Source organism: Ewingella americana, from assembly GCF_006438725.1.
Taxonomy (GTDB): Bacteria; Pseudomonadota; Gammaproteobacteria; order Enterobacterales; family Enterobacteriaceae; genus Ewingella; species Ewingella americana_A.
Map to the genome: position 1 here is coordinate 80,952 of NZ_RCZD01000007.1, position 23,884 is coordinate 104,835.

Annotated in this window: 18 protein-coding genes and 1 pseudogene; 10 read left to right on the forward strand and 9 right to left on the reverse strand. The window is 54.8% G+C overall.

Going from position 1 to position 23,884, the window contains the following annotated elements; translation table 11 throughout:
* Nucleotide 1: 1 nt before the first annotated feature.
* A complete protein-coding gene (galR, locus tag EAH77_RS14030) occupies nucleotides 2-1,042 on the forward strand; it encodes an HTH-type transcriptional regulator GalR (protein WP_140473431.1) in 1,041 nt (346 codons plus the stop codon).
* Here galR and EAH77_RS14035 read toward each other — a convergent pair.
* The 4 genes from EAH77_RS14035 to EAH77_RS14050 form a co-directional block, all read right to left on the reverse strand.
* Nucleotides 1,024-1,797, reverse strand: a complete 774-nt coding sequence (locus EAH77_RS14035; protein WP_140473432.1) for an FCD domain-containing protein — start codon at nucleotides 1,795-1,797, stop codon at nucleotides 1,024-1,026. The genes galR and EAH77_RS14035 overlap by 19 nt on opposite strands.
* Nucleotides 1,798-1,872: 75 nt before the next feature.
* Entirely contained in the window at nucleotides 1,873-2,190 is a 318-nt protein-coding gene (locus EAH77_RS14040) for a PTS sugar transporter subunit IIB (protein ID WP_140473433.1), read from the reverse strand.
* 13 nt (nucleotides 2,191-2,203) lie between these two features.
* A complete protein-coding gene (locus EAH77_RS14045; RefSeq protein WP_140473434.1) occupies nucleotides 2,204-3,640 on the reverse strand; it encodes a glycoside hydrolase family 1 protein in 1,437 nt (478 codons plus the stop codon).
* A gap of 20 nt (nucleotides 3,641-3,660) precedes the next feature.
* Nucleotides 3,661-5,004 carry a PTS sugar transporter subunit IIC gene (locus EAH77_RS14050; protein WP_140473435.1) on the reverse strand — a complete coding sequence of 448 codons (1,344 nt, stop codon included), beginning with the start codon at nucleotides 5,002-5,004 and terminating at the stop codon, nucleotides 3,661-3,663.
* 272 nt (nucleotides 5,005-5,276) lie between these two features.
* Between EAH77_RS14050 and EAH77_RS14055 the strand changes: the two genes are divergently transcribed.
* Nucleotides 5,277-5,609, forward strand: coding sequence for a PTS lactose/cellobiose transporter subunit IIA (locus EAH77_RS14055; RefSeq protein WP_140473436.1), 333 nt, complete (start codon nucleotides 5,277-5,279; stop codon nucleotides 5,607-5,609).
* Between the two features lie 77 nt (nucleotides 5,610-5,686).
* Nucleotides 5,687-6,700 carry a LacI family DNA-binding transcriptional regulator gene (locus EAH77_RS14060; protein WP_140473437.1) on the forward strand — a complete coding sequence of 338 codons (1,014 nt, stop codon included), beginning with the start codon at nucleotides 5,687-5,689 and terminating at the stop codon, nucleotides 6,698-6,700.
* Between the two features lie 24 nt (nucleotides 6,701-6,724).
* Here EAH77_RS14060 and lysA read toward each other — a convergent pair whose 3' ends face one another.
* Nucleotides 6,725-7,987, reverse strand: coding sequence for a diaminopimelate decarboxylase (lysA, locus tag EAH77_RS14065; RefSeq protein ID WP_140473438.1), 1,263 nt, complete (start codon nucleotides 7,985-7,987; stop codon nucleotides 6,725-6,727).
* 139 nt (nucleotides 7,988-8,126) lie between these two features.
* Between lysA and EAH77_RS14070 the strand changes: the two genes are divergently transcribed.
* Nucleotides 8,127-9,062 carry a LysR family transcriptional regulator gene (locus EAH77_RS14070; RefSeq protein ID WP_140473439.1) on the forward strand — a complete coding sequence of 312 codons (936 nt, stop codon included), beginning with the start codon at nucleotides 8,127-8,129 and terminating at the stop codon, nucleotides 9,060-9,062.
* A 77-nt stretch (nucleotides 9,063-9,139) separates the two neighbouring features.
* Here EAH77_RS14070 and EAH77_RS14075 read toward each other — a convergent pair.
* Both EAH77_RS14075 and EAH77_RS14080 read right to left on the reverse strand, forming a co-directional pair.
* A pseudogene (locus tag EAH77_RS14075) lies at nucleotides 9,140-10,304 on the reverse strand (MFS transporter).
* A 205-nt stretch (nucleotides 10,305-10,509) separates the two neighbouring features.
* A complete protein-coding gene (locus tag EAH77_RS14080) occupies nucleotides 10,510-11,424 on the reverse strand; it encodes a LysR family transcriptional regulator (RefSeq protein WP_140473440.1) in 915 nt (304 codons plus the stop codon).
* Nucleotides 11,425-11,549: 125 nt separating this feature from the next.
* Here EAH77_RS14080 and EAH77_RS14085 point away from each other — a divergent pair, with 125 nt between their 5' ends.
* Nucleotides 11,550-12,449 carry an MBL fold metallo-hydrolase gene (locus EAH77_RS14085; protein ID WP_241673461.1) on the forward strand — a complete coding sequence of 300 codons (900 nt, stop codon included), beginning with the start codon at nucleotides 11,550-11,552 and terminating at the stop codon, nucleotides 12,447-12,449.
* Nucleotides 12,450-12,537: 88 nt separating this feature from the next.
* Here EAH77_RS14085 and EAH77_RS14090 read toward each other — a convergent pair whose 3' ends face one another.
* Nucleotides 12,538-13,251, reverse strand: a complete 714-nt coding sequence (locus tag EAH77_RS14090; protein WP_140473441.1) for a tetratricopeptide repeat protein — start codon at nucleotides 13,249-13,251, stop codon at nucleotides 12,538-12,540.
* A 132-nt stretch (nucleotides 13,252-13,383) separates the two neighbouring features.
* Between EAH77_RS14090 and EAH77_RS14095 the strand changes: the two genes are divergently transcribed.
* Nucleotides 13,384-15,132, forward strand: a complete 1,749-nt coding sequence (locus EAH77_RS14095) for an ABC transporter ATP-binding protein/permease (RefSeq protein WP_140473442.1) — start codon at nucleotides 13,384-13,386, stop codon at nucleotides 15,130-15,132.
* Between the two features lie 154 nt (nucleotides 15,133-15,286).
* Nucleotides 15,287-16,039: a GntR family transcriptional regulator gene (locus EAH77_RS14100; protein ID WP_140473443.1), complete on the forward strand. Its 753-nt coding sequence runs from the start codon at nucleotides 15,287-15,289 to the stop codon at nucleotides 16,037-16,039.
* Nucleotides 16,040-16,075: 36 nt separating this feature from the next.
* On the opposite strand, the gene EAH77_RS14105 is transcribed toward EAH77_RS14100, so the two are convergent.
* Nucleotides 16,076-17,674 carry a PTS transporter subunit EIIC gene (locus EAH77_RS14105; RefSeq protein WP_140473444.1) on the reverse strand — a complete coding sequence of 533 codons (1,599 nt, stop codon included), beginning with the start codon at nucleotides 17,672-17,674 and terminating at the stop codon, nucleotides 16,076-16,078.
* A 474-nt stretch (nucleotides 17,675-18,148) separates the two neighbouring features.
* On the opposite strand from EAH77_RS14105, the gene EAH77_RS14110 reads away from it, so the two are divergent.
* Genes EAH77_RS14110 through EAH77_RS14120 form a run of 3 tightly spaced genes read left to right on the forward strand, consistent with a single transcriptional unit; the run spans nucleotide 18,149 to nucleotide 23,846 of the window.
* Entirely contained in the window at nucleotides 18,149-19,282 is a 1,134-nt protein-coding gene (locus tag EAH77_RS14110) for an efflux RND transporter periplasmic adaptor subunit (protein WP_140473445.1), read from the forward strand.
* Nucleotides 19,283-19,291: 9 nt separating this feature from the next.
* Nucleotides 19,292-22,441 (forward strand): efflux RND transporter permease subunit, encoded by a 3,150-nt coding sequence (locus EAH77_RS14115; RefSeq protein WP_140473446.1) that lies wholly within the window; start codon nucleotides 19,292-19,294, stop codon nucleotides 22,439-22,441.
* Complete coding sequence (locus EAH77_RS14120) at nucleotides 22,434-23,846, forward strand: efflux transporter outer membrane subunit (protein ID WP_140473447.1); 1,413 nt, start codon at nucleotides 22,434-22,436, stop codon at nucleotides 23,844-23,846. The genes EAH77_RS14115 and EAH77_RS14120 overlap by 8 nt, the downstream gene beginning before the upstream one ends.
* The last annotated feature ends 38 nt before the right edge of the window (nucleotides 23,847-23,884 follow it).

Genomic DNA, 23,884 nt, shown 5'->3' on the forward strand with positions numbered 1-23,884 from the left:
AATGGCTACCATCAAAGATGTTGCAAAACTGGCGGGGGTTTCCGTCGCGACAGTTTCCCGCGTAATAAACCACTCCCCCAAAGCCAGTGACAGCTCGCGTGAAGCCGTGCAGAGCGCCATGCAACATCTGCAATATCATCCCAATGCCAATGCCCGCGCACTGGCGCAGCAGTCAACCGAAACCCTTGGTCTGATTGTCGCGGACGTCTCAGACCCCTTCTTCGGTGCCATGGTCAAAGCCGTGGAACAGGTGGCCTATGCCACCGGCAATTTTCTGCTGATCGGCAACGGTTATCATAATATCGAGAAAGAACGTCAGGCGATTGAACAGTTGATCCGCCATCGCTGCGCTGCGTTGGTGGTCCACGCCAAGATGTTGCCGGATGACGAACTGCAAAGCCTGATGACACAAATCCCCGGCATGGTGCTGATTAACCGTACCCTGCCCGGTTTCGAACTACGCTGCGTCGCGCTCGATGACCGCCACGGCTCATGGCTGGCAACGCGCCATTTGATCCAGAATGGCCATCAGCGCATTGCCATTTTGTGTTCCAACCACGGTATTTCAGATGCCAAAGACCGCCTGCAAGGCTATCTCGATGCCCTGAAAGAGCACAACATTCCGGTGGACGACAAACTGATTGCCTATGGCGAACCGGATGAAATCGGTGGCGAGCAGGCGATGGCGGATTTACTGGGGCTGGGGCGGACATTCACGGCGGTTACCTGCTACAACGACTCGATGGCCGCCGGTGCGCTGTCGGTGTTAAGCGATAACAGCATTGATGTCCCTGGGGAGATATCACTGATTGGCTTTGATGACGTACTGATTTCGCGCTACCTGCGCCCGCGTTTAACGACGGTGAGGTATCCGGTGGTCGCCATGGCGAATCAGGCTGCACAACTGGCACTGGCGCTTGCCAACGGCCAGCCGCTGCCGGAAACCACCCATATGTTCAGCCCGACGTTAGTGCGCCGGCACTCGGTGACTGGCCCCACTACCCAGGCAGTGGAACACCTCAGTCAAACCATCTTGCCCTGAAAAATCGGTACCGACTCAAACAGATAACCATCGAACTCCGGCGCATCCACGTCGGAGAGTTCCATCAGGGTATTTTTGACGTTTTCCATATGCTGCCACATCGCCTGATACGAGCCCATGACGTCGCGACGGCGCAGTGCGGCCAGAATGTTCTGGTGATCCGCCAGCCACTTCAGCCGATAGCCGCGGGTAGCAATGTGACTGTGTAACTGCTTCCACAGCGGGCTGGAATCGCGGTGCAGCCAAATGTTTTTTACCGAATCGAGCAACATCTGGTTTTGTGTCGCCCCGGCGATCAGCAAATGAAACAGGCGATCGTTATCGCCGCTTTCGTCATTGGCAACAATCGCGCTCTGCTCCTGCTCCAGCGTGCGACGCAGATTTTCGATGTCATTTTTAGTCGCCATTTTGGCGGCAAACGCGGCAATGTTGCTCTCAAGCAACTGCCGCGCCTGTAAAATTTCAAAAGGCCCGATCTGCCCCTGATAGAGCAGGTCATCCTGTCCCTCTTCCGCCGACGGAATGCGGATCACGTACACGCCGGAACCCTGGCGGATATCCACCGTTCCTTCCAGCTCCAGCATCAGCAAGGCTTCGCGCACAATAGTGCGGCTGACACCGTAGGTTTCGGCCATGTTACGTTCAGGCGGTAAACGCGAGCCAATAGCAAAATGCCCCTGCTGGATTTTCTCCCGCAGGTCATGGCCTATTTCCTGATACTGCTTACGCTCTTGCGACATCGCGCCCTTTTCCACACTTCCACCCTAATACCCGAAAACCATGAATCGGATCCGGCATACCTGATGGGTATACCGGATTTTTTGCCACGCCTAGTGTAGCAAACTGAGGGCCTGATCCAGTACCTTCGCGCCATTCAGCGTGCCATAAGCCACCGAATCTATGATGGCGATCGGGATGTTGTAGTGATCCGTCAGTTTTTTATTCTCGGTTAGCTTGAAGCGCACCTGTGGGCCGAGCAGTACCACCACCACATCCTGCGCATATTGCTCCAGCTCATCGCGCAACTCCTGCTCGGGAATCGCGTAGATTTTGTATTCCAGACCCCGCGCTGCAGCCTCTTTTTCCATTTTGGTGACCACCAGCGAAGTGGACATGCCTGCCGAACAGGCTAATACGATACGTTTCATGCGATTCCCTCGGTTATTTATCTTCGTCATCCAGCGTTAATGACAACACACCGGATTCACTCAGTGATTTAAACCAGTGCGATGACTTTTTCTGATGGCGATTACGGTTATCGTCGAGATCAATTTCAATCAGACCATAACGGTTTTTAAAGGCGTTCATCGGCGACACATTATCGGTAAAGGCCCACAGCATATAACCCTGGCAATTCGAACCCTCTTCACGGGCTTTTAGCGCCCAGTAAAGATGTTCAGCGACAAACTCAATGCGGTAATCATCCTGAATTTCGCCGCTGACCGCGTCCCGGAATCGCCCTTCATTTTCGATACCCATACCATTCTCGGCAATAAACCACGGAATATTGCCGTACTCCGTTTTCATGCGCATCGCCATGTCATACACAATTTTCGGGTAAATTTCCCAGCCGCGTGAACTATTCATCCGGCGGCCTGGCAGTTCGAAATGTTCGTAATAAAAAGCCGGGTGAAATGGGGTGTCTTTATTCCATTCACGGCTCGGGGCTTTAACCCGGTGCGGGTAATAAAGATTAATACCCACTTCATCCACGGTGTTATTACGGATAATCGCCAGTTCCTGCTCTGAATAATCGAAATGCACGTGGTGCTTTTGCAATAAATCGAGCAACGCCTGCGGATATTCCCCTTTGATCATCGGGTCTAAAAAGACCCGGTTATAAAACAGATCGTATAAATGCGCCGCCTGTTGGTCATGCGCCGCCGATGAACGGGCATAGGTGACTTCAGGATTAAGAATAACGCCGATACTGCCGTGCTGGTCATAGCCCTGGCGGCGGAACAGTTCGACGACTTTGGCGGTCGCCAGCACTTTGTGATGATTCCACTGCATCCATTTAGCGGTGTTCTGCTCAAACGGCCAGCGGATGGCGTCCAGATAAACCCGCGTCTGCACCACTACCGGCTCGTTAAAGGTAAACCAGCGGCTGACTTTTCCGGCAAAACGCGCAAACACTTTTTCGGCATACAGCACAAACAGTTCGACGACCTTTTTCGAACTCCAGCCGTCATATTTTTCAATCAAATACGCCGGTAATTCATAATGTTCCAGGCACAACATCGGCTCGATGCCCTGACGTTTCATCTCATCGAGATAGTTATCGATGTACGCCGCATACTCTTCGTCTACCGTACCCAATTCATAATCGGTGAAAAATCGTGACCAGTTAATTGAGGTACGGTAATGCGTCAGTCCGCTGGCCTTCATCAGCGCAATATCTTCCTGATAACGGTTGATAAAATCGGTGGCTTTCGCCGGGCCATAGCCGTTATGCCAAACGTGACGGTGGTTTTTGTACCACAGGTCGAGATAGGAATCCTGACCGGACTTTTTGCCACTCCAGCCTTCGGTTTGCCAGGCGGAAGCCGCGGCGCCGAGAATAAACCCTTCAGGAATGGCGATTGAAACCTTGCTCATAATGTTCCTCTTTTGCCTGATTATGCCGTCGCGGCGTTTTTCTGTTTCTGCCCGGTGGCATCACGTTGTGCTTGCTCAGCGCGGCGTGACGCCACTTTCACAAACGGCAGGTAAATCAGCACCGATACCACAATGCAGCCAAGTTGAGTGACCACCGCCCCCATGGAACCGGCGGTGGAGAGCCAGGCGTTGATAATCGGCGGCGTGGTCCAGGGCACCATCACCACGGCGCGCCCGGCAAAGCCGAGGCTGGTGGCGAAGTAGCCGATGGTGCCCGTGATAAGCGGCGTGATAATGAACGGAATCGCCAAAATAGGATTGAGCATGATCGGCATGCCGAAGATCACCGGTTCATTGATGTTAAAGAAGCCTGGCCCCATCGACAGCTTGGCGATCTCTTTCATCTCTTTGCGCCGTGTGGCAATCATCACCGCCATCAGCAGGCCGATGGTGCAACCGGAACCGCCGATACTCATATACACATCCCAGAACGGCATGGTGATGATGTTAGGCACCTCTTTACCCTGCTCGAAGGCCGTCATGTTGACCATGATCGCGCCCAGCAGCAGCGGTTCACGGATAGGTTTGATCATCTGGTTGCCGTGAATACCGATAACCCAGAACAGCTGAGCGACAAACATCAGCAGCAGGATCCCCGGCAGGCTTTGCATCACGGATTCGAGCGGACGCTGGATCACCTGATACACCGCATCGTACAAATACATGCCAGTCACGCGATGGAAAACAAAACCGAAGGTGGCGATAATCACCACGGTAATAATGGCGGGAATAAGAGCCGAGAAAGACGCCGAGACATTTGGCGGTACACTTTCCGGCATTTTAATACGCAGGCGGTTAACCCTTTCCAGCGCGGAATAAATTTCAACCGAAAGAATGGCAATAAACATGCCGAGGAACAGACTTTTGGTATCGGAGAATTGCTTCGCCAGTACATCTTTCACTTCCTGCATCTGGCCATTGACCATCATGTCGACGGTGGTTGGCGTGACGGCAATAAAGCAGATAACCGCCAGCAGTCCGGGAAATAATGAACGTGAACCATTAATTTTCCCCAGCTCAATACCAATTAAAAATACCGCACCGATGGTGAGAAAACTCAGCGTGGCATAATTAATGCTGCTCATGATCGGTTTGAGCGTCGCCAGCCAGGAGAACATGTCAAAATGCGCTAAACCATTTTTCGGATCCATCACCATATTGGAGATCAACACCGAGAATGCCCCGACGATAATAACCGGCATCAGGGTAATAAACGCCGCCTTGATGGCCATAATATATCGCAGGCTGTTAAATGAATTAGCAAATCCTCCGAGCGAGTCGATCAAACGGTCCTTTAAAGACATGACGCCACCTCTTCTGTTCTTAAGAGCTATTGGGTGTTTATTTCGCGCAGAAAGATGCAGGGCTGCCAGAGTGGTTATCTGTCGCGAAAATAAGGTCAGAGTCCGTTTCTGAGGTATTCCTAATTATCCAGTGCGTACAGCGCATTCGCAATTTGGTATGCCAAAAAATAGCGTAATGGTGGTTAATTTCTGTGATCCGCTTCTCACATGTGAATATTGGAATTCCAATATGATGAATTCAGCCAAATTTGGCATACCAATTGGAGCATCTGATGGAATTCGACCTTGAACAAACGGTAATGGAGTTATTGATCAACGCGGGCGAAGCGCGATCCAACGCCATGATGGCGATTCAGTGCGCACGCAAACAGCAGTGGGAGGAAGCCGACGCCATGCTGAAAGCCTCGGATGACGCGGCCCGCAAGGCGCACAAAGTGCAGACGCAGTTGATCGGCCTGGATGAAGGGACGGGCAAGATCCCGGTTAACCTGATCATGGTGCATTCGCAGGATCATCTGATGACCGCCATGCTGTGTCGGGATCTGGCCGGGGAAATTGTCCTGCTGCGCCGCGAGATGTTTGCGCAAAAAGAGCCGGCGAACTGACGGATTTGCTCCCCTTCCCTACCGCCGAGCTGTGATAAAGTTATGTTTAATGAGCCGGATGCGGGGAAGAGAAACCGATGGTAACCATGTTAGACGTTTCGTTGCGTGCGGGTGTCTCGAAAGCGACGGTATCAAGGGTGCTAAACAGCACCGGGCAGGTAAAACAAACCACCCGTGACGCGGTGTTCCGCGCCATGGATGAACTCGGCTACCGGCCCAATTTTCTGGCGCAGTCGCTGGCGACCAACAGCTCGTACAGCCTCGGGCTGGTTATCTCCAATTTCGACGGCCCCTACTTTGGCCGCTTACTGCGTCAGGCAGCCAAACTGGCGGAGAGCAGCGGTAAGCATCTGATTGTTACCGATGGCCACGACACCCCGGAGGATGAACTTCAGGCCGTGCATTTGCTGGCTGACCGGCGCTGTGATGCGATCATTCTCTATACCCGCTTCATGTCCGACAACCAGTTGATGCACCTGCTCGGCACCCTGTCCACCCCGCTGATGGTGGTCAACCGCGCGCTGCCCGACGCACCCGAGCGTTGCGTCTACTTTGAACAGCAGCAATCAGCCTTCGAAGCCACTGAGTTTTTGATTAATCAGGGTCATCATCACATCGCCTGTATTACTGGCCCGATGCGCACCCCGACCGCCCAGGCGCGGCTGGCAGGTTATAAAGCGGCGCTGGCGCACCATCAATTACCGTTCGAGCCATTACGCGTGGCCTATGGCGACAGCAGCGTGCCGAGCGGCTATCTCGGCTGCCAGGCTCTGCTGGATTCCGGCGTCAGTTTCAGCGCGCTGTTTTGTTGTAACGATGATATGGCGGTGGGGGCGATGAAAGCACTGCATCAGGCGGGGATCCGCCTGCCGCAGGATATTTCGTTGTTTGGCTTTGATGACGAACCGAGTGCGGCCTATTTACATCCGGCCCTGTCAACGGTCTACTTGCCGATTGACGCCATGATAGCCGCGGCCATTGCGCAGGCGCTGCGGCTGATTGAAGGCCAACCGCTGGCACCGATTGTGCCCTTTACCGGTGAATTGAAATTACGTGAATCGGTATTACCGGGGCCCTTCGCCAACCGCTGAAAGGAAAGCGGACCCCGGCCAGAATCAGATCAGTTCCAGCGCCAGTAACTCTTCGATGGTCTGGCGACGGCGAATCAAACGCGGTACGCCGTTTTCAAACAGCACTTCCGGCAGCAGCGGACGGCTGTTGTAGTTCGATGACATCGATGCGCCATACGCGCCGGTATCGTGGAACACCAGGTAGTCACCCATCTGCACTGGCGGCAGCGGGAATGTTTCGATGCCGCCACCCGCTTCCTGCGTAAAGACGTCACCGGATTCACACAACGGACCGGCAATCGCCGAGTCGATCAGCGGCTGCCCGCTAAGGTCGCGACCATCGGCAGGCAGCAGCGAGATATGGTGATAGCTGCCATACATCGCCGGGCGCATCAAATCATTGAAACCGGCGTCGCACAGCACAAAGTGCCGACTGCCCATGTTTTTCGCCGCGCGGACCTGCGCCACCAGCACACCGGCTTCGGCGACCAGGAACCGGCCCGGTTCAATTTCCAGATGGACAGCATGGCCGAGATGAGCAGCAATCTGCTCACGCGCACGGTTCCATAATCCGTAATAATGTTCGGTATTAATCGCTTCTTCGCCGAAACGATAAGGGATCGACAAACCGCCACCGGCTGAAATCGCCTCAATATCATGACCGATGTCAATCACCTGCCGCACCATGGCGTCGCACACCTGTTCAAGGTGGGAGTAATCCACGCCGGACCCGATATGCATATGAATGCCCACCAGTTTCAGGTCATAACGCGCAATTTCGGCCAGCGCCTGGGGTAAGTCGGCATACCAGATGCCGTGTTTGCTGTTTTCGCCGCCGGTATTGGTTTTCTGGCTGTGACCGTGACCGAAGCCCGGATTAACCCGTAGCCACACCGGATGCCCGGCTTTCTGGCGACCAATCTGCCCCAGCATGTCAATCGACCCGGCATTCACCGGAATATCCAACTCAGTCACGCGATCCAGCGTCGGCTGGTCGAGCACGTCAGCCGTGAAGACGATCTCACTGGCATCACGGCCCGGCTTGAAACCCGCCAGTAGCGCACGTTCAATTTCGCCGAGCGACACGGAATCCACCTTCACGCCCTGCTCACGCATCAGGCGCAGAATATGAATATTCGAGCAGGCTTTCTGCGCAAAACGGATCACATCAAACTGGCGCAGCTGGTCAATACGCTCACTGATGATCTGTGCGTCATACGCCCAGACCGGGCAACCATATTGCTGCGTCAGTGCCAGAAGATTGGCAGCGTTCAGCGCGGTGGAAGTATCATTTAAGGCGCGTGGCATAGAGAGTCCTGAGATCGGCAAAGAGGAAGTTGACCTGAGTATCGCCGATCCCTCTCTTGCTTGAAAATATCTGTTTCATACCAGTCTATTCATTTATGATATGGATATTGCCAGCCAAAACTCCTCTGCGGAGAACCCGATGCCCACCATTTCCCTGCGCCATATCGAAATTTTTCACGCCGTGATGACCACCGGTAACCTGACCGAAGCGGCGGCGTTGCTCAATACCTCTCAGCCAACGGTCAGCCGTGAGCTGGCACGTTGTGAAAAGCTGCTGAATTTACAGCTGTTTGAGCGCCTGCGTGGCCGTCTTTTTCCGACGGTTCAAGGCCTGCGATTGTTCGAAGAAGTGCAGCGTTCCTACTACGGGCTGGACCGCATCGTCAGCGCCGCAGAAGGCATCCGTCAGTTTGAACAGGCGCAGCTCTCCATTGCCTGCCTGCCGGTGTTCAGCCAGTCCCTGCTGCCGGCGGTGTGCAAACCCTTTCTGGACCGCTACCCGGACGTCAGTTTTAACATTGTGCCGCAGGAGTCACCGCTGTTGGAGGAGTGGCTGTCGGCGCAGCGCCATGACCTCGGGCTGACCGAAAATACCCATACGCCAGCCGGCACTGAGCGGCAACCGCTGCTGACGCTCAATGAAGTGTGCGTGCTGCCCGCCGGGCATGTATTGGCGGCCAAACAGTGTCTTACGCCAGAGGATTTTTCCGGTCACAACTTTATCAGCCTGTCAGCCACCGACAGCTACCGCCAACTGCTCGATTCGCTGTTCAATGAACATCAGGTGAACCGCCGTCTGGTGATGGAAACCCACAGTGCGGCGTCGGTGTGCAGCATGGTGCGCGAAGGCGTCGGGGTGTCGATAGTCAATCCGCTGACTGCGCTGGACTATGTCGAAAGAGGCGACAGTGGCATGGTGGTGCGGGAATTCAGCCTGCCAGTGCCGTTCACCGTCAGCCTGATCCGCCCGCTGCACCGCCCGGCCTCGGCGCTGGTCACGACTTTCATCGAACATTGCCACCAGCAGGCAGAGCGGTTTGCTCAGCGCCTTGAACAGGCGCGGGTGCAGTCATAAAATCACTGAATAGATCAGGGGGCAGGTTCTCATCAAACCTGCCTCCTGGACATGATGTTATGCCGTTAGCCTGAACGTCAGGCTACGGCTTTTTCCGCTTTCTTCGCCGCACGGCGGAAAGTCACAATACACAGCACAAACCCTACCAGACCAAGACCGGCGGCAGCCAACGGTACGGCAGTCAACCCCAGACCACGGGCAATCACTGCTCCGCCGACCCAGGCACCCAGCGCATTGCCGACGTTAAACGCCGCAATGTTGAGGGTAGAGACCAGATTCGGCGCGTTTTTACCGTACGTCACGACGTTAATCTGCAACGCCGGAACGGCGGCAAAACTGACCATCGCCCAGAAAAACAGCGTCACTTCGGCCGCCAGCAGGTTCACGCTGGTCCAGCTGAACAGCGCCGAGAACACGGCGATCAGCAGGAAAATCAGCGTCAGGGTTGCGCCAAGTCGCCAGTCCGCCAGACGCCCGCCAACCACATTACCTATCGTCAAACCAAGACCGATCAACAGCAGCGTCCAACTGACACCGTGCTCGGAAACGCCGGTGATTTCCGTCAGCATTGGGGCGATATAAGTGAACAGCGCAAACATCGCAGCGGAGAAAAACACGGTGATCGACAGCGATAACCACAGTCCCAGCCCGCGCAGCGCCCCCATCTCTTTGCGTAAGTCGGTCGGCTCTTCGTCTTTTTTATCCGGTAGATTTTTATACAATGCAAACAGCGAGGCCACACCGATGATCGCGACGGCCCAGAACGTGGAACGCCAGCCCAGTGCCTGCCCGAGTGCGGTGCCGAGTGGCACGCCCAGCACATTGGCCAACGTCAGGCCGGTGAACATCAGTGCCACGGCAGAAGCCCGGCGGTTAGGGGCCACCAGATTAGCGGCGACGACGGCACCGATACCAAAGAAGGCACCGTGACAGAGCGCGGTGATCACCCTCGCCAGCATCAGGAAGCCGTAGCTGTACGACAGAGCGCACATCAGGTTGCCGAAGATGAAGATCACCATCAGCAACAGCAGGGTTTTCTTGCGCGCCTATCATGGCGGTCAGTACCGCCATGATAGGCGCGCCGATCGCCACGCCCAGCGCGTATCCACTGATAAGCCAGCCCGCCAGCGGAATACTGACCTGTAAATCGTTCGCCACATTGGGCAACAACCCCATAATGACAAATTCGGTGGTGCCGATGGCAAATGCACTCAACGCCAGCGCCAGGAGTGAAACAGGCATAAAATTCCCCGTTGGTTTATTTATTATTGTTAGAACAATGTTGCATAGGGGCACAGAAATACCATGCAGATCACACTTTTGGCCAGTTTTGACGGTTGACGACGGCACAAATTGCCATGCAGTTAGAACTAATCTGATGATGTTTAAGGGGTTATGAAAATGTGTGTAAAGGTTTCAAAAAATAGTGCTGGCCGCGTTGAGCGCACTATTTTTCAGTCGTGAGCGACAGCCAGCGAGGATGCCCGGCGAACCACGCCACCAGAAAGTCCAGCAATGCCCGTAATGCAGCAGGCATTTGCCGCCGGGAAGCGTAAATCGCATAGATGCCCATATTTTGCGGCTGCCACTGCGGCAGCAACGCCACCAGTTGCCCGCTGGCGACCAGCGGCGCGGCAGAGTAATAAGGCTGCATCACAATGCCTGCGCCTTCCACCGCGCCAGTCAGCAGCACCAGTGATTCATTGGCGCTGAGATTGCCGCTGACCGGCACCGCCGTTTTCTCACCATCACGCTCAAACTGCCAAAGACTTTTACCGAAATAGCTGTAGGTCAGGCAGTTATGCAGCGCCAAATCCTGCGGTTTTTGCGGCGTGCCCTGGGCCGCCAGATAGGCCGGTGCCGCACACACCACTGACGGACACTGCGCCAGCGGGCGGGCAATCAGGTTGGGATCGAGATCGTTCGTGATGCGCAGCGCCAGATCGATGCGATCTTCCACCAGATTGATCGCCCGGCTCTCCAGTTGCAGATCAATGCTGACCTGCGGATGGCGGCGCAAGAACTCGGCCACGGCGATCACCACCGCCCCCTGGCCGAATGATTGCGAACAACTCAGGCGTAATAATCCGCGCAGGGCGTCATCCTGACTTTCCCCAACGCTGACCATCTCCGCCGCCACCGCCAGCATTTTCCGGCAACGCGCCAGCGTATTTTCACCGGCATCCGTTAAACTCAGTTTGCGGGTCGAACGGTGCAGCAGGCGTGCGCCGGACCATTTTTCCATCTCCGATAAATAGCGCGTCACCATCGCCCGCGACATATTCAGCGACTCGGCGGCACTGACCATACTTCCGCGTTCAACAATGGCGACAAAAACTTCAGCAGCGGTAATTCTGTCCATGGATATGTCCGGTTTATGCAACAAACAGTTGCGTATTATCCGGTTTTTCTCTCGCTTTATGCAACGTACAGTAGGTGCTTACCAAAGGTTATTTTTTGCTTCACTATTTTCTCTGAGGAAGTCTTATGCGTCTGAAAGCCATATGTTTGAAAACGATACGTTTGCAAAGATCCGCCCTGACCGCTGCGTTACTGCTCGGCACCAGCCTGTCCGCCCACGCCGCCGATTTAAAAATGGACGTCTATAATCCGGGTGAAAACAGCATATTCCCGGTGTCATCTGAAATCATCACCGGCGAAAAAGACGCGGTGTTAATCGACGCACAGTTCCAGCGCAACGACGCTGAAAAACTGGTGGAGAAGATCAAAGCCAGCGGCAAAAACCTGACCACGATTTATATCAGCCAGTCGGATCCCGATTTCTACTTCGGTCTGGATGTGATCCACGCGGCGTTCCCGAAGGCTAAAATCCTTGCCACTCAGGCCACCATCGATGAGATCAACGCCACCAAACAGGGCAAAGTCGCTTTCTGGGGCCCGCAGTTAAAAGACAATGCGCCGAAAGCAGTGATTGTCCCTGAAGCACTGAAAGGCAACGGTTTTGAGCTGGAAGGCAAAAAATTTGAAGTGAAAGGTCAGGTCGCCGACCGTACCTTCGTGTGGATCCCAGCGCTGAAAGCCGTCGTCGGCGGGGTGCTGGTTGATGGCAATAATATGCATCTGTGGGTGGCCGACAACCAAACGGTTGAATCTCGTCAGCAGTGGGTTGCTGCGCTGGATCAGATCACCGCACTGAAACCGTCCACCGTCGTACCGGGACACTTCCTGCCGGGCGCACCGCATACGCTGGAGTCGGTTAAATTCACTAAAGACTATCTGCTGACGCTGGAAAAAGCGTTGCCGAAAGCCAAAGACTCCACCGCCCTCATCGCCGCGATGAAAGGCCATTATCCGCAATTGAAGGATGATTCTTCGCTGCTGATGAGCGCCAAGGTATTGAAGGGTGAAATGAAGTGGCCGCAGTAAATTTTCAGTTCTGATTATGACTGCCCTCCAACCCCCTTCACAGAGGGGGTTTGAGGTATGGCAAACAACGTCTGTTGCCGAAAAAAGATCACATTACCCGCACAAATGGCCCTTCGGCCTGCACGTTCATACCAAACCCGCAGTCGCCAATGGTGTGTAGATTGACCTGTTCGGCGGCGAAATCCAGGTTAACCACGCACTGACCACCACCGGCATTTTTATCGTCAGCCTCGCGATACTCCGCTTTGCCCTCTTTGACCGCCGTCACGACCGAAAACTCACCGGTGTTTGGACCGTAGTAGAGTGACATCAGCCCCATGTACATGCCGCTGAAATCGATTCTAAACTGTGCTTCTTCCGCTTTGACACTGACTTCATTCCAGTTGCCGTAGCCGGCATATTGCCAGTACTCACCCGCCACGCTCTCGGCCGCAGGCAGGGCATCAAGCTTCGGTTTGATCTGGCTGAGATTGTATTGGGATTTCTGATTTTCCGGCGCCAGCATCAGCCAGGCTTTGGCTTTGCGGTACTGCCCCTGACGGATATAGGTCAGCGCAATGTTGTTATAAGCCGTGGCGATGCTCTCCTGCGGTTTGTGGCAAAATTCACTCCATGCCACCTGATCGCGAAAAACTTCACGGGCTTTATCGAACTGGCCCTGCTGATAGGCGACTTTCCCTGCGGAGGCATAAATCCCGGCTTTCAGGCAATCGCCGTTGATATCAGGTTCATCGATTTTCGCCAATGCCTGAAGACTGAACGACCATCCTGCCATCAGCAGCAAACTCAACACCACTCTCATCAAACACCCTTTTCTTAATGCGGAATTGAACTTTACCGCAGGAAAAACATCCTTACATGTAGGCCATTGCCCTCTCGCGCTGGCTCACTCATTCTGGGATGATTACGCATCACTACCTAAATATCTTTAAACATGGCAATTATGACTAATAAACCTGGAAAATCGGCACCGTGGCGTGCCGTCTGGCAGTTGATTAAGCCTTATTGGCTCTCGCAAGAGAAGTGGCGTGCCTGGGGCATGTTGACTGCTATCGTTATTCTTTCACTGGCCAGCGTCTATCTTAGCGTCCAAATCAATGAATGGAGCCGGGTGTTTTATGACGCCCTGCAAAACAGAAACTATCCGGTGTTCAAAGCCCAGCTGTTTAAATTCACCTGGCTGGCATTGCTGTTTATTGTCATTGCCATCTATAAAGTTTACCTGACGCAGGGCCTGCAAATGAGCTGGCGGCGCTGGATGACCCAAGAGTATATGGACAAGTGGCTGGGCAATCACGCCTATTATTACACCGAGTATCAGCATCAGGTGGATAACCCCGACCAGCGTATCTCCGATGACCTCAATGCGTTGACCAGCGGCACCCTCTCCCTGACACTTGGGCTGCTGTCGAGCGTGGTGACCCTGTTCTCCTTCGTGTTTATTTTGTGGTCGATCAGCGGGCCGTTAACCTTCGCCATCTCTTCGCATGAGATCACAATTCCCGGCTATATGCTGTGGTTTGCCCTGCTGTACGCCGTGGTAGGCTCGGTGATTGTCTGGTGGGTGGGTAAGCCGCTGGTTCGCTTAGGATTTAACCAGGAGTGGTTCGAAGCGAACTTCCGTTTCGGCCTGATCCGTATCCGTGAAAACAGCGACGCCATTGCCCTGTATCACGGGGAAAAAAGCGAGCGCGAACAACTGACCGGCAAGTTTGATTCGATTAAAACCAACTGGTGGTCGATCATGAAGGTCACCCGTAGCCTGAACGTGGCATCGACCTTCTACGCCCAGTTCGCCAACATTTTCCCGATCCTGGTGGCCTCACCGCGCTACTTCTCCGGCGCTATTCAGATGGGTGCGCTGATGCAAATCGCCTCGGCATTTGGTCAGGTACAAGGCTCACTCTCGTGGTTTATCAACGCCTTCTCCGATCTCGCCAGCTGGAAAGCCTGCGTTAACCGTCTGGCCGGTTTCAATGCGGCAATCGATCAGGTCAACGCGCAGCCACGCGGTATCAGCGTGCGTGAATCGGACAGTGTTGATCTGCAACTCGACGATTTAACCCTGAAATTGCCGAACGGCAGCCCGCTGTTTTGCAATGTTTCAGCCAGCCTGAATGCCGGTGAACGCGTACTGATCGCCGGCCCGTCGGGTTGCGGAAAATCGACGTTACTGCGCGCCATTGCCGGTATCTGGCCTTACGGCACGGGCAGTATTCATCTTGCTGCGGGGAAAACACATCTGTTCCTGCCGCAGCGCAGCTATATTCCGATTGGTACCCTGCGCGAAGCGCTGAGTTACCCCGATTCCAGCCGTGACTACACTGACGACCAGTTGAATAAAGTACTCGATCAATGCTGCCTGCCGCATCTGCAAAGCGTGCTGGATGATTATGCTAACTGGAGCCAGCGCCTGTCGCCGGGCGAACAGCAGCGTCTCTCCTTTGCCCGTGCCCTGCTGATTCAGCCGGCTATTTTGTTCCTCGACGAAGCCACCAGCGCGCTGGACGACGAAACCGAGCAGCGCATGTACAGCCTGCTGGTGAGCGAGCTGCCAGACACCTCGGTAATCAGCGTCGCGCACCGTAACAGCGTGGCAAAATATCATCAGCACTGCTGGCGCTTCAAACGTCAGGAAGACGGCGGCAGCCTGTTCTCTTCATCCGCATTACTGCCTGAGTAAACTGACGGTATCTGTATAAACCAAACCCCTTTCATACGGGGTTTGGTTGTTTTGCTTTTATTCACCTAAAACCCTTCACAGCGCACAAAAGTCCGCGGTTTATTTGTCCAAATGTATACTCAGCTATACAATTAAGCATCTAACCGGAGGGCTGATGAAACTCGACAAAACCTCGTTCGTACCGCTGTATCTACAGATAGAACAGCAGCTTACTGAAAAAATTTCCGCCGGTAAGATCAAGCCCGGTGACCCGATCCCAACCGAAGCGGCGTTGTGCGAAATTTATGGCGTCTCACGCATGACCGCACGCAAAGCGGTGGACTATCTGGTGCGGCAGGGCCGGGTGGAACGCTTTCGCGGGCGCGGTACTTTTGTGGTCAAAAAACGCCACATCGCCAAAGTGAATCTGCCGCTCGACCGCCATCTAACCGCCAGTGAACTGGCGGTGGAGATCAATCAACCGATTGAAAACCGCGTGCTGGAGTTCAAACGGATCAGCGCCAATGCGGAGATCGCTGCCGCACTGAATGTGCCGGTGGGAACGGAGATGCATTTTATGGTGCGCCTGCGTCTGCTCGGGGAGGAGCCGTTTGTCTATGAGCAGTGTTGGCTGCTGGCTGACCCGTTCCCCGACATGACGCGGCAACACCTGACCCACTCCAAATATGCCTATTTGCGCTCAAAAGGTTTCGAACCGGCGGGCAGCAATAAAGAGATCTCAGCCGAATTGCCCTCCAATCAAATCCGGCTGGCGCTGAATCTGTCACGCGATGAACCGGTACTGCACTCGCGTGCGGTGTCTGAATTCACCGACGGCAAAGCCTTCGAAGTGTCCGATGTCTATTACAATCAGCAGCATTACAGTTTTACGATTTGGGCCGAGGTGAAAGACATAAAAAAAGGCTGACCAGAGGGTCAGCCTTGAGATGTGCTGGCGGCTCTGTCAGCTAATCCCGGACAGCTCCGCCTTCACCAGATTTGCCACCTGTTCGACCTGCGGTCCGTAGATCACATGCACGTCATTGTCCGTAACCCGCTTCACGCCCATCGCACCGGTTTTCAGCAGGGTATCGTCCTGAACCTGCGCCATGTCTTTGACCTTCACCCGCAGACGGGTAAAGCAGCAGTCGACCTGTGCAATATTGCCTTCGCCGCCCAGTCCCAGAATAATATTCCTGGTCTTCTCGTTACCCTGCGCCGGTTTAGCGCGCTCTTCGGCATCATTCTCATCTTCACGCCCCGGCGTTTTGACCTGCATTCGCAAGATCACCCAGCGGAAGCTGAAGTAATAGATCGGGGCATAGATGATCCCCAGGATCAGCGGATACCACCAGTGGGTTTTCGCGCCGCCCAACACGCCGAAGATCAGGAAGTCGATCGCCCCGCCCTGCACGTTACCGATCATCACGTGGAACATCTGCATCAGCACAAACGAAATGCCGGTCAGTACCGCATGCATGACGTACAGCACCGGCGAGACAAAGATGAAGCAGAACTCCAGTGGTTCAGTGATACCGGTGGTGAAAGAGGCCAGCGCCCCCGCCAGCATCAGCGCTTTAACGCGTCCTTTATGTTCGGGACGTGCGCAGTGATACATCGCCAGCGCCGCGGCCGGTAACCCAAACATCATGACCGGAATTTTACCCTGCGCCAGGAAACGCGTGGCCTGTTGTGTGACCTGATCGGTGATTGCCCCCGGATCCGCCAGCGACGCATTGAAGATATTCAGCGCCCCGACGATGCTTTGGTTATCCACCGTCGTCACTCCGCCAATCGGGGTGAAACGCACGGTTTCATTGATGATGTGATGCAAACCTGTTGGGATCAGCAGGCGTTCAGAAGCAGCATAAATAAAGGTGCCGATCTCGCCGGTGCGGCCAATCAGCTCACCGACCCACTGAATGCCTTGCGCGATGGTTGGCCAGATTAATGACATCAGCACGCCGACAATCGGCAGGACCAACACTGTGATAATCGGCACAAAACGCCGTCCGCCAAAGAAGGCAATCGCCGTGGGCAGCACGATAGTATAGAAGCGGTTGTGCAGCCACATGGTGATCAACCCCACCAGCACCCCACCCAGCACACTCATGTTGTAGGTGAAGATCCCCAGCGTATTGGTGAACTCCGCCGCATAGATCATCGCATCGCTTTCAGTCATGCCTTTGGCGGTGAGTTTGGCGACGGTAATGGTCTCCGGCGTAATGTTCTGCGCCAGCAGGCTATAATTAACGCCAACGTGCAGACCGACGAAGCCAATCACTGCAGCAAAGGCTGCCGTCGCTTTTTCTGCATTGGCCAGCCCCATGGCCGTGGCGACGGCAAAGAACAGCGGTAAATTGGCAAACAGCGCGCCCGATACCTGACGAATAAAACCGATCACCAGTTGCAGCGATTTTATCTGCGCGAACGCCTCCCCGGTCACCGCCGGATTTTGTAACGCCGCCGCCAGCCCGAGAAAAATCCCCGCAGCGGCGATCACTGAAATCGGCGTCATCAGCGCTTTACCCAAATCGTGGATTTTGCTGCCTAATTTCATCATCCGTTTCCCCTGAGTCAATTGACGAAAAAAACGCCGTTAATTGAGTAAAGTCATAGAATGTATAGTTGTATAGACATAATAGTCAGGAGTATGAAAGGGATCACAGTTTGGCGACGTAAGTGACATAAATCACAAAGTAACGCGTCAGTCCGCCATTAATAAGTATTAAATTTCGTGACATTCATCACAAAATATTAACATCCACAACGCATCACGCCCTCAGTGTATTGCTCTGAAAATTTGACTGTAACACCAATCATCACTTAATAATTTGTCTGATCATTTTTTAGATATTCTGTTTTATTCCTCTTTAACCTTAGTAAAACAGGGTTTACAGGCTCACGAGCCTTTTATCTTTTGACGTATTCCGTCATCGGTCATAACGATAAGTTTACAGAGCGAAATCACCGGCTGGCGTAGAGTGAGGCACTTGTTGAGAATGATTGTTCTCAAATCTCACAGAGAGCCAATTCTATGCGCCTGAAGGTTTTTTCACTCAGTACCCTGGTCCTGCTGAGTGCGTGTGACGGATCCGCCGGATCTGCCGCGCCTGCGGCCCGACCACCGGCAGTTAATGTCGTCACACTGCATTCCCAATCCGTCGCCCTCACGACCCGCTTACCCGGCCGTACCACCGCCGTTCGCAGCGCACAGGTGCGCCCGCAGGTCAGCGGGGTGATTCAAAAACGGTTGTTCGTCGAAGGCGGCGAAGTCAAAGCCGGAGATCAGCTCTATCAGATTGACCCAACGTCCTACCAGGCGGCTTACGATCGCGCGATGGCCACCTGGCAAAGTGCTGCCGCCACAGCCAAACGCTATAAACCGCTGGTCGAGGCGCACGCCGTGAGCCAGCAGGATTATGACAACGCCTTCGCCGCCGAACGTGAAGCCGCCGCCGATGTAGAAACCGCCCGCGTTAATTTGCAATACACCAAAGTTTACGCCCCTATCTCAGGCCACATTGGCCGTTCGCTGTTTACGGAAGGTGCACTGGTAACCAGCGGGCAAACATCGCAGTTGACGACCATCGACCAGCTCAACCCTATCTACGTTGACGTCAACGAATCTTCACTGGATCTGCTGCGGCTGCGCCGCGCACTGGCGTTAGGTCAATTACAGTCGGTGGGTGACAACGCGGCCAAAGCGACGCTGACGCTTGAAGATGGCAGCCAGTATGCCCTGCCGGGCAAGCTGGAATTCTCTGAAGTCACCGTGTCGCAAAGCACCGGTACCGTGACCCTGCGTGCCTCCTTCCCTAATCCACACAATGAGTTGCTGCCGGGCATGTTTGTTCATGCCGAGCTGCAACAGGGCGTTGATGACAAAGGCATTCTGGTCCCGCAGGAAGCGATTTCGCATGATGTGAAAGGCGCCCCTTATGTCTGGCTGGTAAAACCGGACAGCACGGTTGAACAACAGCCCATCACCACTGGCCAAATGATGTCAGGCGACTGGCTGGTCACCGGAGGATTGCATAACGGCGACCGGGTGGTGACCGACGGACTGCAAAATATCAGAACCGGTACCAAAGTCAGCGCCAGCGAACGGAAAACCAGCGCCCCGACCGCCGACAACAATATGTCGACGACCGATCCCTCCGCGCAATAAGGGTTACGCATGTCTACTTTCTTTATTAATCGCCCCGTATTCGCCTGGGTCGTTGCCATCGTCATCATGATTGCCGGTGCGTTGTCTATCATGAAACTGCCGGTGAACCAGTATCCGAATATTGCGCCGCCCGCCATTTCAGTCAGCCTGACCTATCCCGGTGCGTCGGCCCAGACGGCGCAGGACACCGTGGTTCAGGTGATTGAGCAGCAGCTTAACGGACTGGATAACCTGCGTTACATTGAATCGCAAAGTAACAGCGATGGCAGCGCCAGCATTATTGCCACCTTCGATCAGGGAACGGATCCAGATATCGCGCAGGTTCAGGTACAGAACAAAGTGTCGCTGGCCGAATCGCAGTTACCGACGGAAGTCATTAATCAGGGGATCCGTGTCGCCAAGTATCAGGCCAACTTTATGATGGTGGTCAGCCTGATTTCGAAAGACGGCAAGATGAGCAACGCCGACCTCAGTAACCTGCTGGTGACCAAGCTTGAAGACGCCATTGTCCGCACCAAAGGCGTCGGTGACTTCCAGGTGCTGGGCTCTGAGTACGCCATGCGTATCTGGCTTGATCCTGCCAAGTTATACAAATATTCACTGATCCCAAGCGATGTCAGCACGGCGATCTCTGCGCAAAACGTTCAGGTCTCCTCGGGTTCACTCGGCGGCCTGCCGACGGTTAAAGACAGCAAACTCAACGCAACCATTATTGGTAAAACCCGCTTCGACAGTGTGAAGCAGTTCCAAAATATCCTGCTGAAGGTGAATACGGACGGCTCGCAGGTGCGCCTCAGTGATGTGGCTAACGTGGCACTGGGACCCGAAAGTTATTCTATCTCCTCAACGCTTAACGGCAGCCCATCGACCGGGATTGCCCTGCGACTGGCGAGCGGTGCCAACGTGCTGGACACGGCTAAAGGGGTGGAGAAAACCTTAAGCGATTTGCAAAGCTCCCTGCCAGATGGCGTTGAGGTGAAATATCCTTACCAGACCGCACCGGTGGTCAGCGCCTCGATTGAAGAAGTGGTGAAAACACTGATCGAAGCCATCGTGCTGGTGTTCTGCGTGATGCTGCTGTTCCTGCAAAATCTGCGTGCGACGCTGGTCACTACGCTGGTGGTGCCGGTGGTTCTGCTCGGGACTTTCGGTATTCTGGCGGCGGCGGGGTATTCCATCAATACGCTGACCATGTTCGGGATGGTGCTGGCGATAGGCTTGCTGGTGGATGATGCGATTGTGGTGGTGGAAAACGTCGAACGCGTGATGACCGAAGAGAAGCTGTCACCGAAAGACGCCACCATCAAATCGATGAAGCAAATCCAGGGGGCGCTATTTGGTATCGCGTTGGTGCTCTCCGCCGTGCTGGTACCGATGGCCTTCTTCGGCGGTTCCACCGGGATTATATATCGTCAATTCTCCATCACTATCGTGTCGGCGATGGCCCTGTCCGTGCTGATGGCACTGATTTTCACCCCGGCACTATGTGCCACCATCATCAAACACAACGACAAGGAGAAATCTCAAAAGGGCTTCTCCGGCTGGTTCAACCGTACTTTTGATAAAGGAACGGTGCGCTATACCCGCAGCGTCGCCACGGTGATCTCCCGCCGCCGCCTGTTTATGGGGCTTTATCTGCTGATGGTTATTGCCACCGGGTTTATGTTCACCCGCGTTCCCACCACCTTTTTACCCGATGAAGATCAGGGGGTGATGATGGTTCAGGCGACCTTACCCGCCAATGCCTCAGCCCAGCGCACCCAACAGGTACTGGACGATGTACGCAACTACCTTCTGACCCAGGAAGGCAGTTCGGTAAAATCTGTGTTTACGGCCAATGGTTTCAGCTTTGCCGGTCGTGGGCAGAACGTGGGGATCGCTTTCGTGATGCTGAAAGACTGGAGCCTGCGTAAGGACAGCAATCTTAAAGTTCAGGCACTCGCAGGCCGTGCGATGGCACACTTTGGGCAGCTTAAAGATGCGCGGGTGTTTGCTTTTGTGCCACCTGCGGTGATGGAGCTGGGTAACGCCACCGGCTTCGATTTCTTCCTGCAAGACACCAACGGCCGGGGCCATGAGGCACTGATGGCAGCGCGCAATCAGTTCCTGCAACTGGCCGCCGGGGACCCACGCCTGACTGCCGTGCGTCCGAATGGGATGGAAGATGAACCGGAATATCAGCTGTCGATTGATGACGAGCGTGCGCAGGCTTTGGGTCTGAGTATGGACGACATCAACAATACCCTGTCGGCGGCGTGGGGTTCAGCCTACGTCAACCAGTTCATGTACAACGACCGTGTAAAACGTGTCTACATCCAGGGCAAAGCGGCTTCGCGCGTCACCCCGGAAGATTTGGGCCAGTGGTATTTCCGCAACAGTAGCGGTGACATGGTGCCATGGAGCGCGTTCGGCAGCGGAAAATGGGTCTATGGCTCCCCACGTTATGAGCGTTTCAACGGCGTTTCTGCTGTTGAACTGATGGGTTCACCGGCGCCGGGTTACAGCTCAGGGGACGCCAATAAAGCGGTGATGGAGATCGCCGCCAAACTTCCTGCGGGCTATAAAGTGGCGTGGCACGGCTTATCGTATGAAGAACAGCTTTCCGGTTCCCAGACGCCAGCGCTTTATACGCTGTCAATTATCGTCGTGTTCCTGTGCCTGGCAGCGCTGTATGAGAGCTGGTCTATTCCGTTCTCCGTTCTGCTGGTGGTGCCGCTGGGCATTCTCGGCACCATTGGTGCGGTGCTGATCCGTGGGTTGTCCAATGATGTGTTCTTCCAGGTGGGCCTGCTGACGACCGTCGGGCTGGCGGCGAAAAACGCCATCCTGATTGTCGAGTTTGCCAAAGAACTGCATGAGAAGGAGGGAATGGCGATCATTGATGCGGCGGTGGAAGCGGCCAAGTTGCGTATCCGCCCGATCATCATGACCTCGATGGCCTTTATTCTCGGCGTCCTCCCGCTGACCATTTCAAGCGGCGCAGGGGCAGGAAGCCAGCACTCGATTGGTACGGCGGTCGTCGGCGGCATGATCACGGCCACTTTCCTGGCGATTTTCTTTGTACCGATGTTTTACGTGCTGATCGTGAATTTTTTCACCCGCAAGACCCAAACACACGATAAAGCGCGTCCTGCTCCAGAGGTGACTCATCATGAATAAAACCCCTTTCACGCTAACGCTGGCCAGCGCGTTTTCACTGACTCTGCTGGCAGGCTGCACCATGGCGCCGGATTACCAGCGCCCAGCTTTGCCGGTCGCCAGCAACTGGAGTACAGACAGCGGCAGCCAACCGACTAAAGCCGACGAGATCGGCTGGAAGCAGTACTTCAATCAACCCGCCATGCATCAGTTGATCACCATGGCGCTGGCCAATAACCGCGATCTTCGCGTCGCGGCATTGAATGTTGATACTGCCCGCGCCTCATTCCAGATTGACCGCGCCGCTCTGCTGCCAACGCTGAATGCCAGCAGCAGCCAAACGTCGGAGCATCTGCCAGGGGGATTGTATTCAACCCAAAACAGCGGGCCGGTAACGTATCAACAATACAGCGCCAGTCTGGGCGTGACCTCCTACGAGGTTGACCTGTTTGGCCGCCTGCGCAGTTTGCGCAATAAAGGGCTGGAAACCTATTTGGCAACCGCCGCCACGCAGCGCGCCACGCAAATCACGCTGGTGTCTGAAGTGGCGTCAGGGTATCTGAGTCTGGCGTCGGATAACGACCTGTTGAAGCTGGCGATCAACACCGCCAATAGCCAAAACAACTCTTATCAGCTAACCAAACGCAGTTACGACGCGGGCGTCAGTACGTCGCAGGACCTGGTGCAGGCAGAAACCACCGTGCGCAGTGCGCAGGCGGATATTGCCCAATATACACGGCAGGTCAGGCAAGATGTTGATGCACTGACGTTGCTGGTTGGCGCCACTATTCCGTCGAACCTGCTGGCCGATGCCACGCTGGACAAAAACTGGAATTTCCCGGCGACACCCGCCGGATTGCCCTCTGACCTGCTGACACGACGCCCGGATATTATCTCGGCTGAACATACCCTCAAGGCGGCCAACGCGGACATCGGCGCCGCCCGGGCGGCCTTCTTCCCGAGCATTACGCTGACCGGTTCTGCCGGTACGCAAAGCGGCAGCCTGAGTAAACTGTTTGACGGCGGCACCGGCGCATGGTCATTCGTGCCATCGATCAACATCCCCCTCTTCGATGCGGGCGTGAACCAGGCCAATCTGGACATTGCCAAAGACACCAAGCAAATCGACATTGCCAATTACGAGAAAGCGATCCAAACCGCGTTTAAGGAAGTCTCAGACGGCTTAGCCGGTGAAGCCACCTACAAAGACGAGGTGCTGGCCCGCCAGCAGGACACCGATGCCAACCAGCGTAATTTCGACCTGTCGCAAATGCGTTTTAAAGCCGGTGTCGACAACTACCTCAGCGTACTGGTGGCACAGCGTTCGCTTTACGCCACCCAGCAAACGCTGATCACCACCCGCCTCGGCCAGTTGAATCAGGACATTACGCTGTATAAAGCACTGGGCGGTGGCTGGAAGGAGTAACGGTGGGATCTCATCGAAAACGCCGACGGACGTCGGCG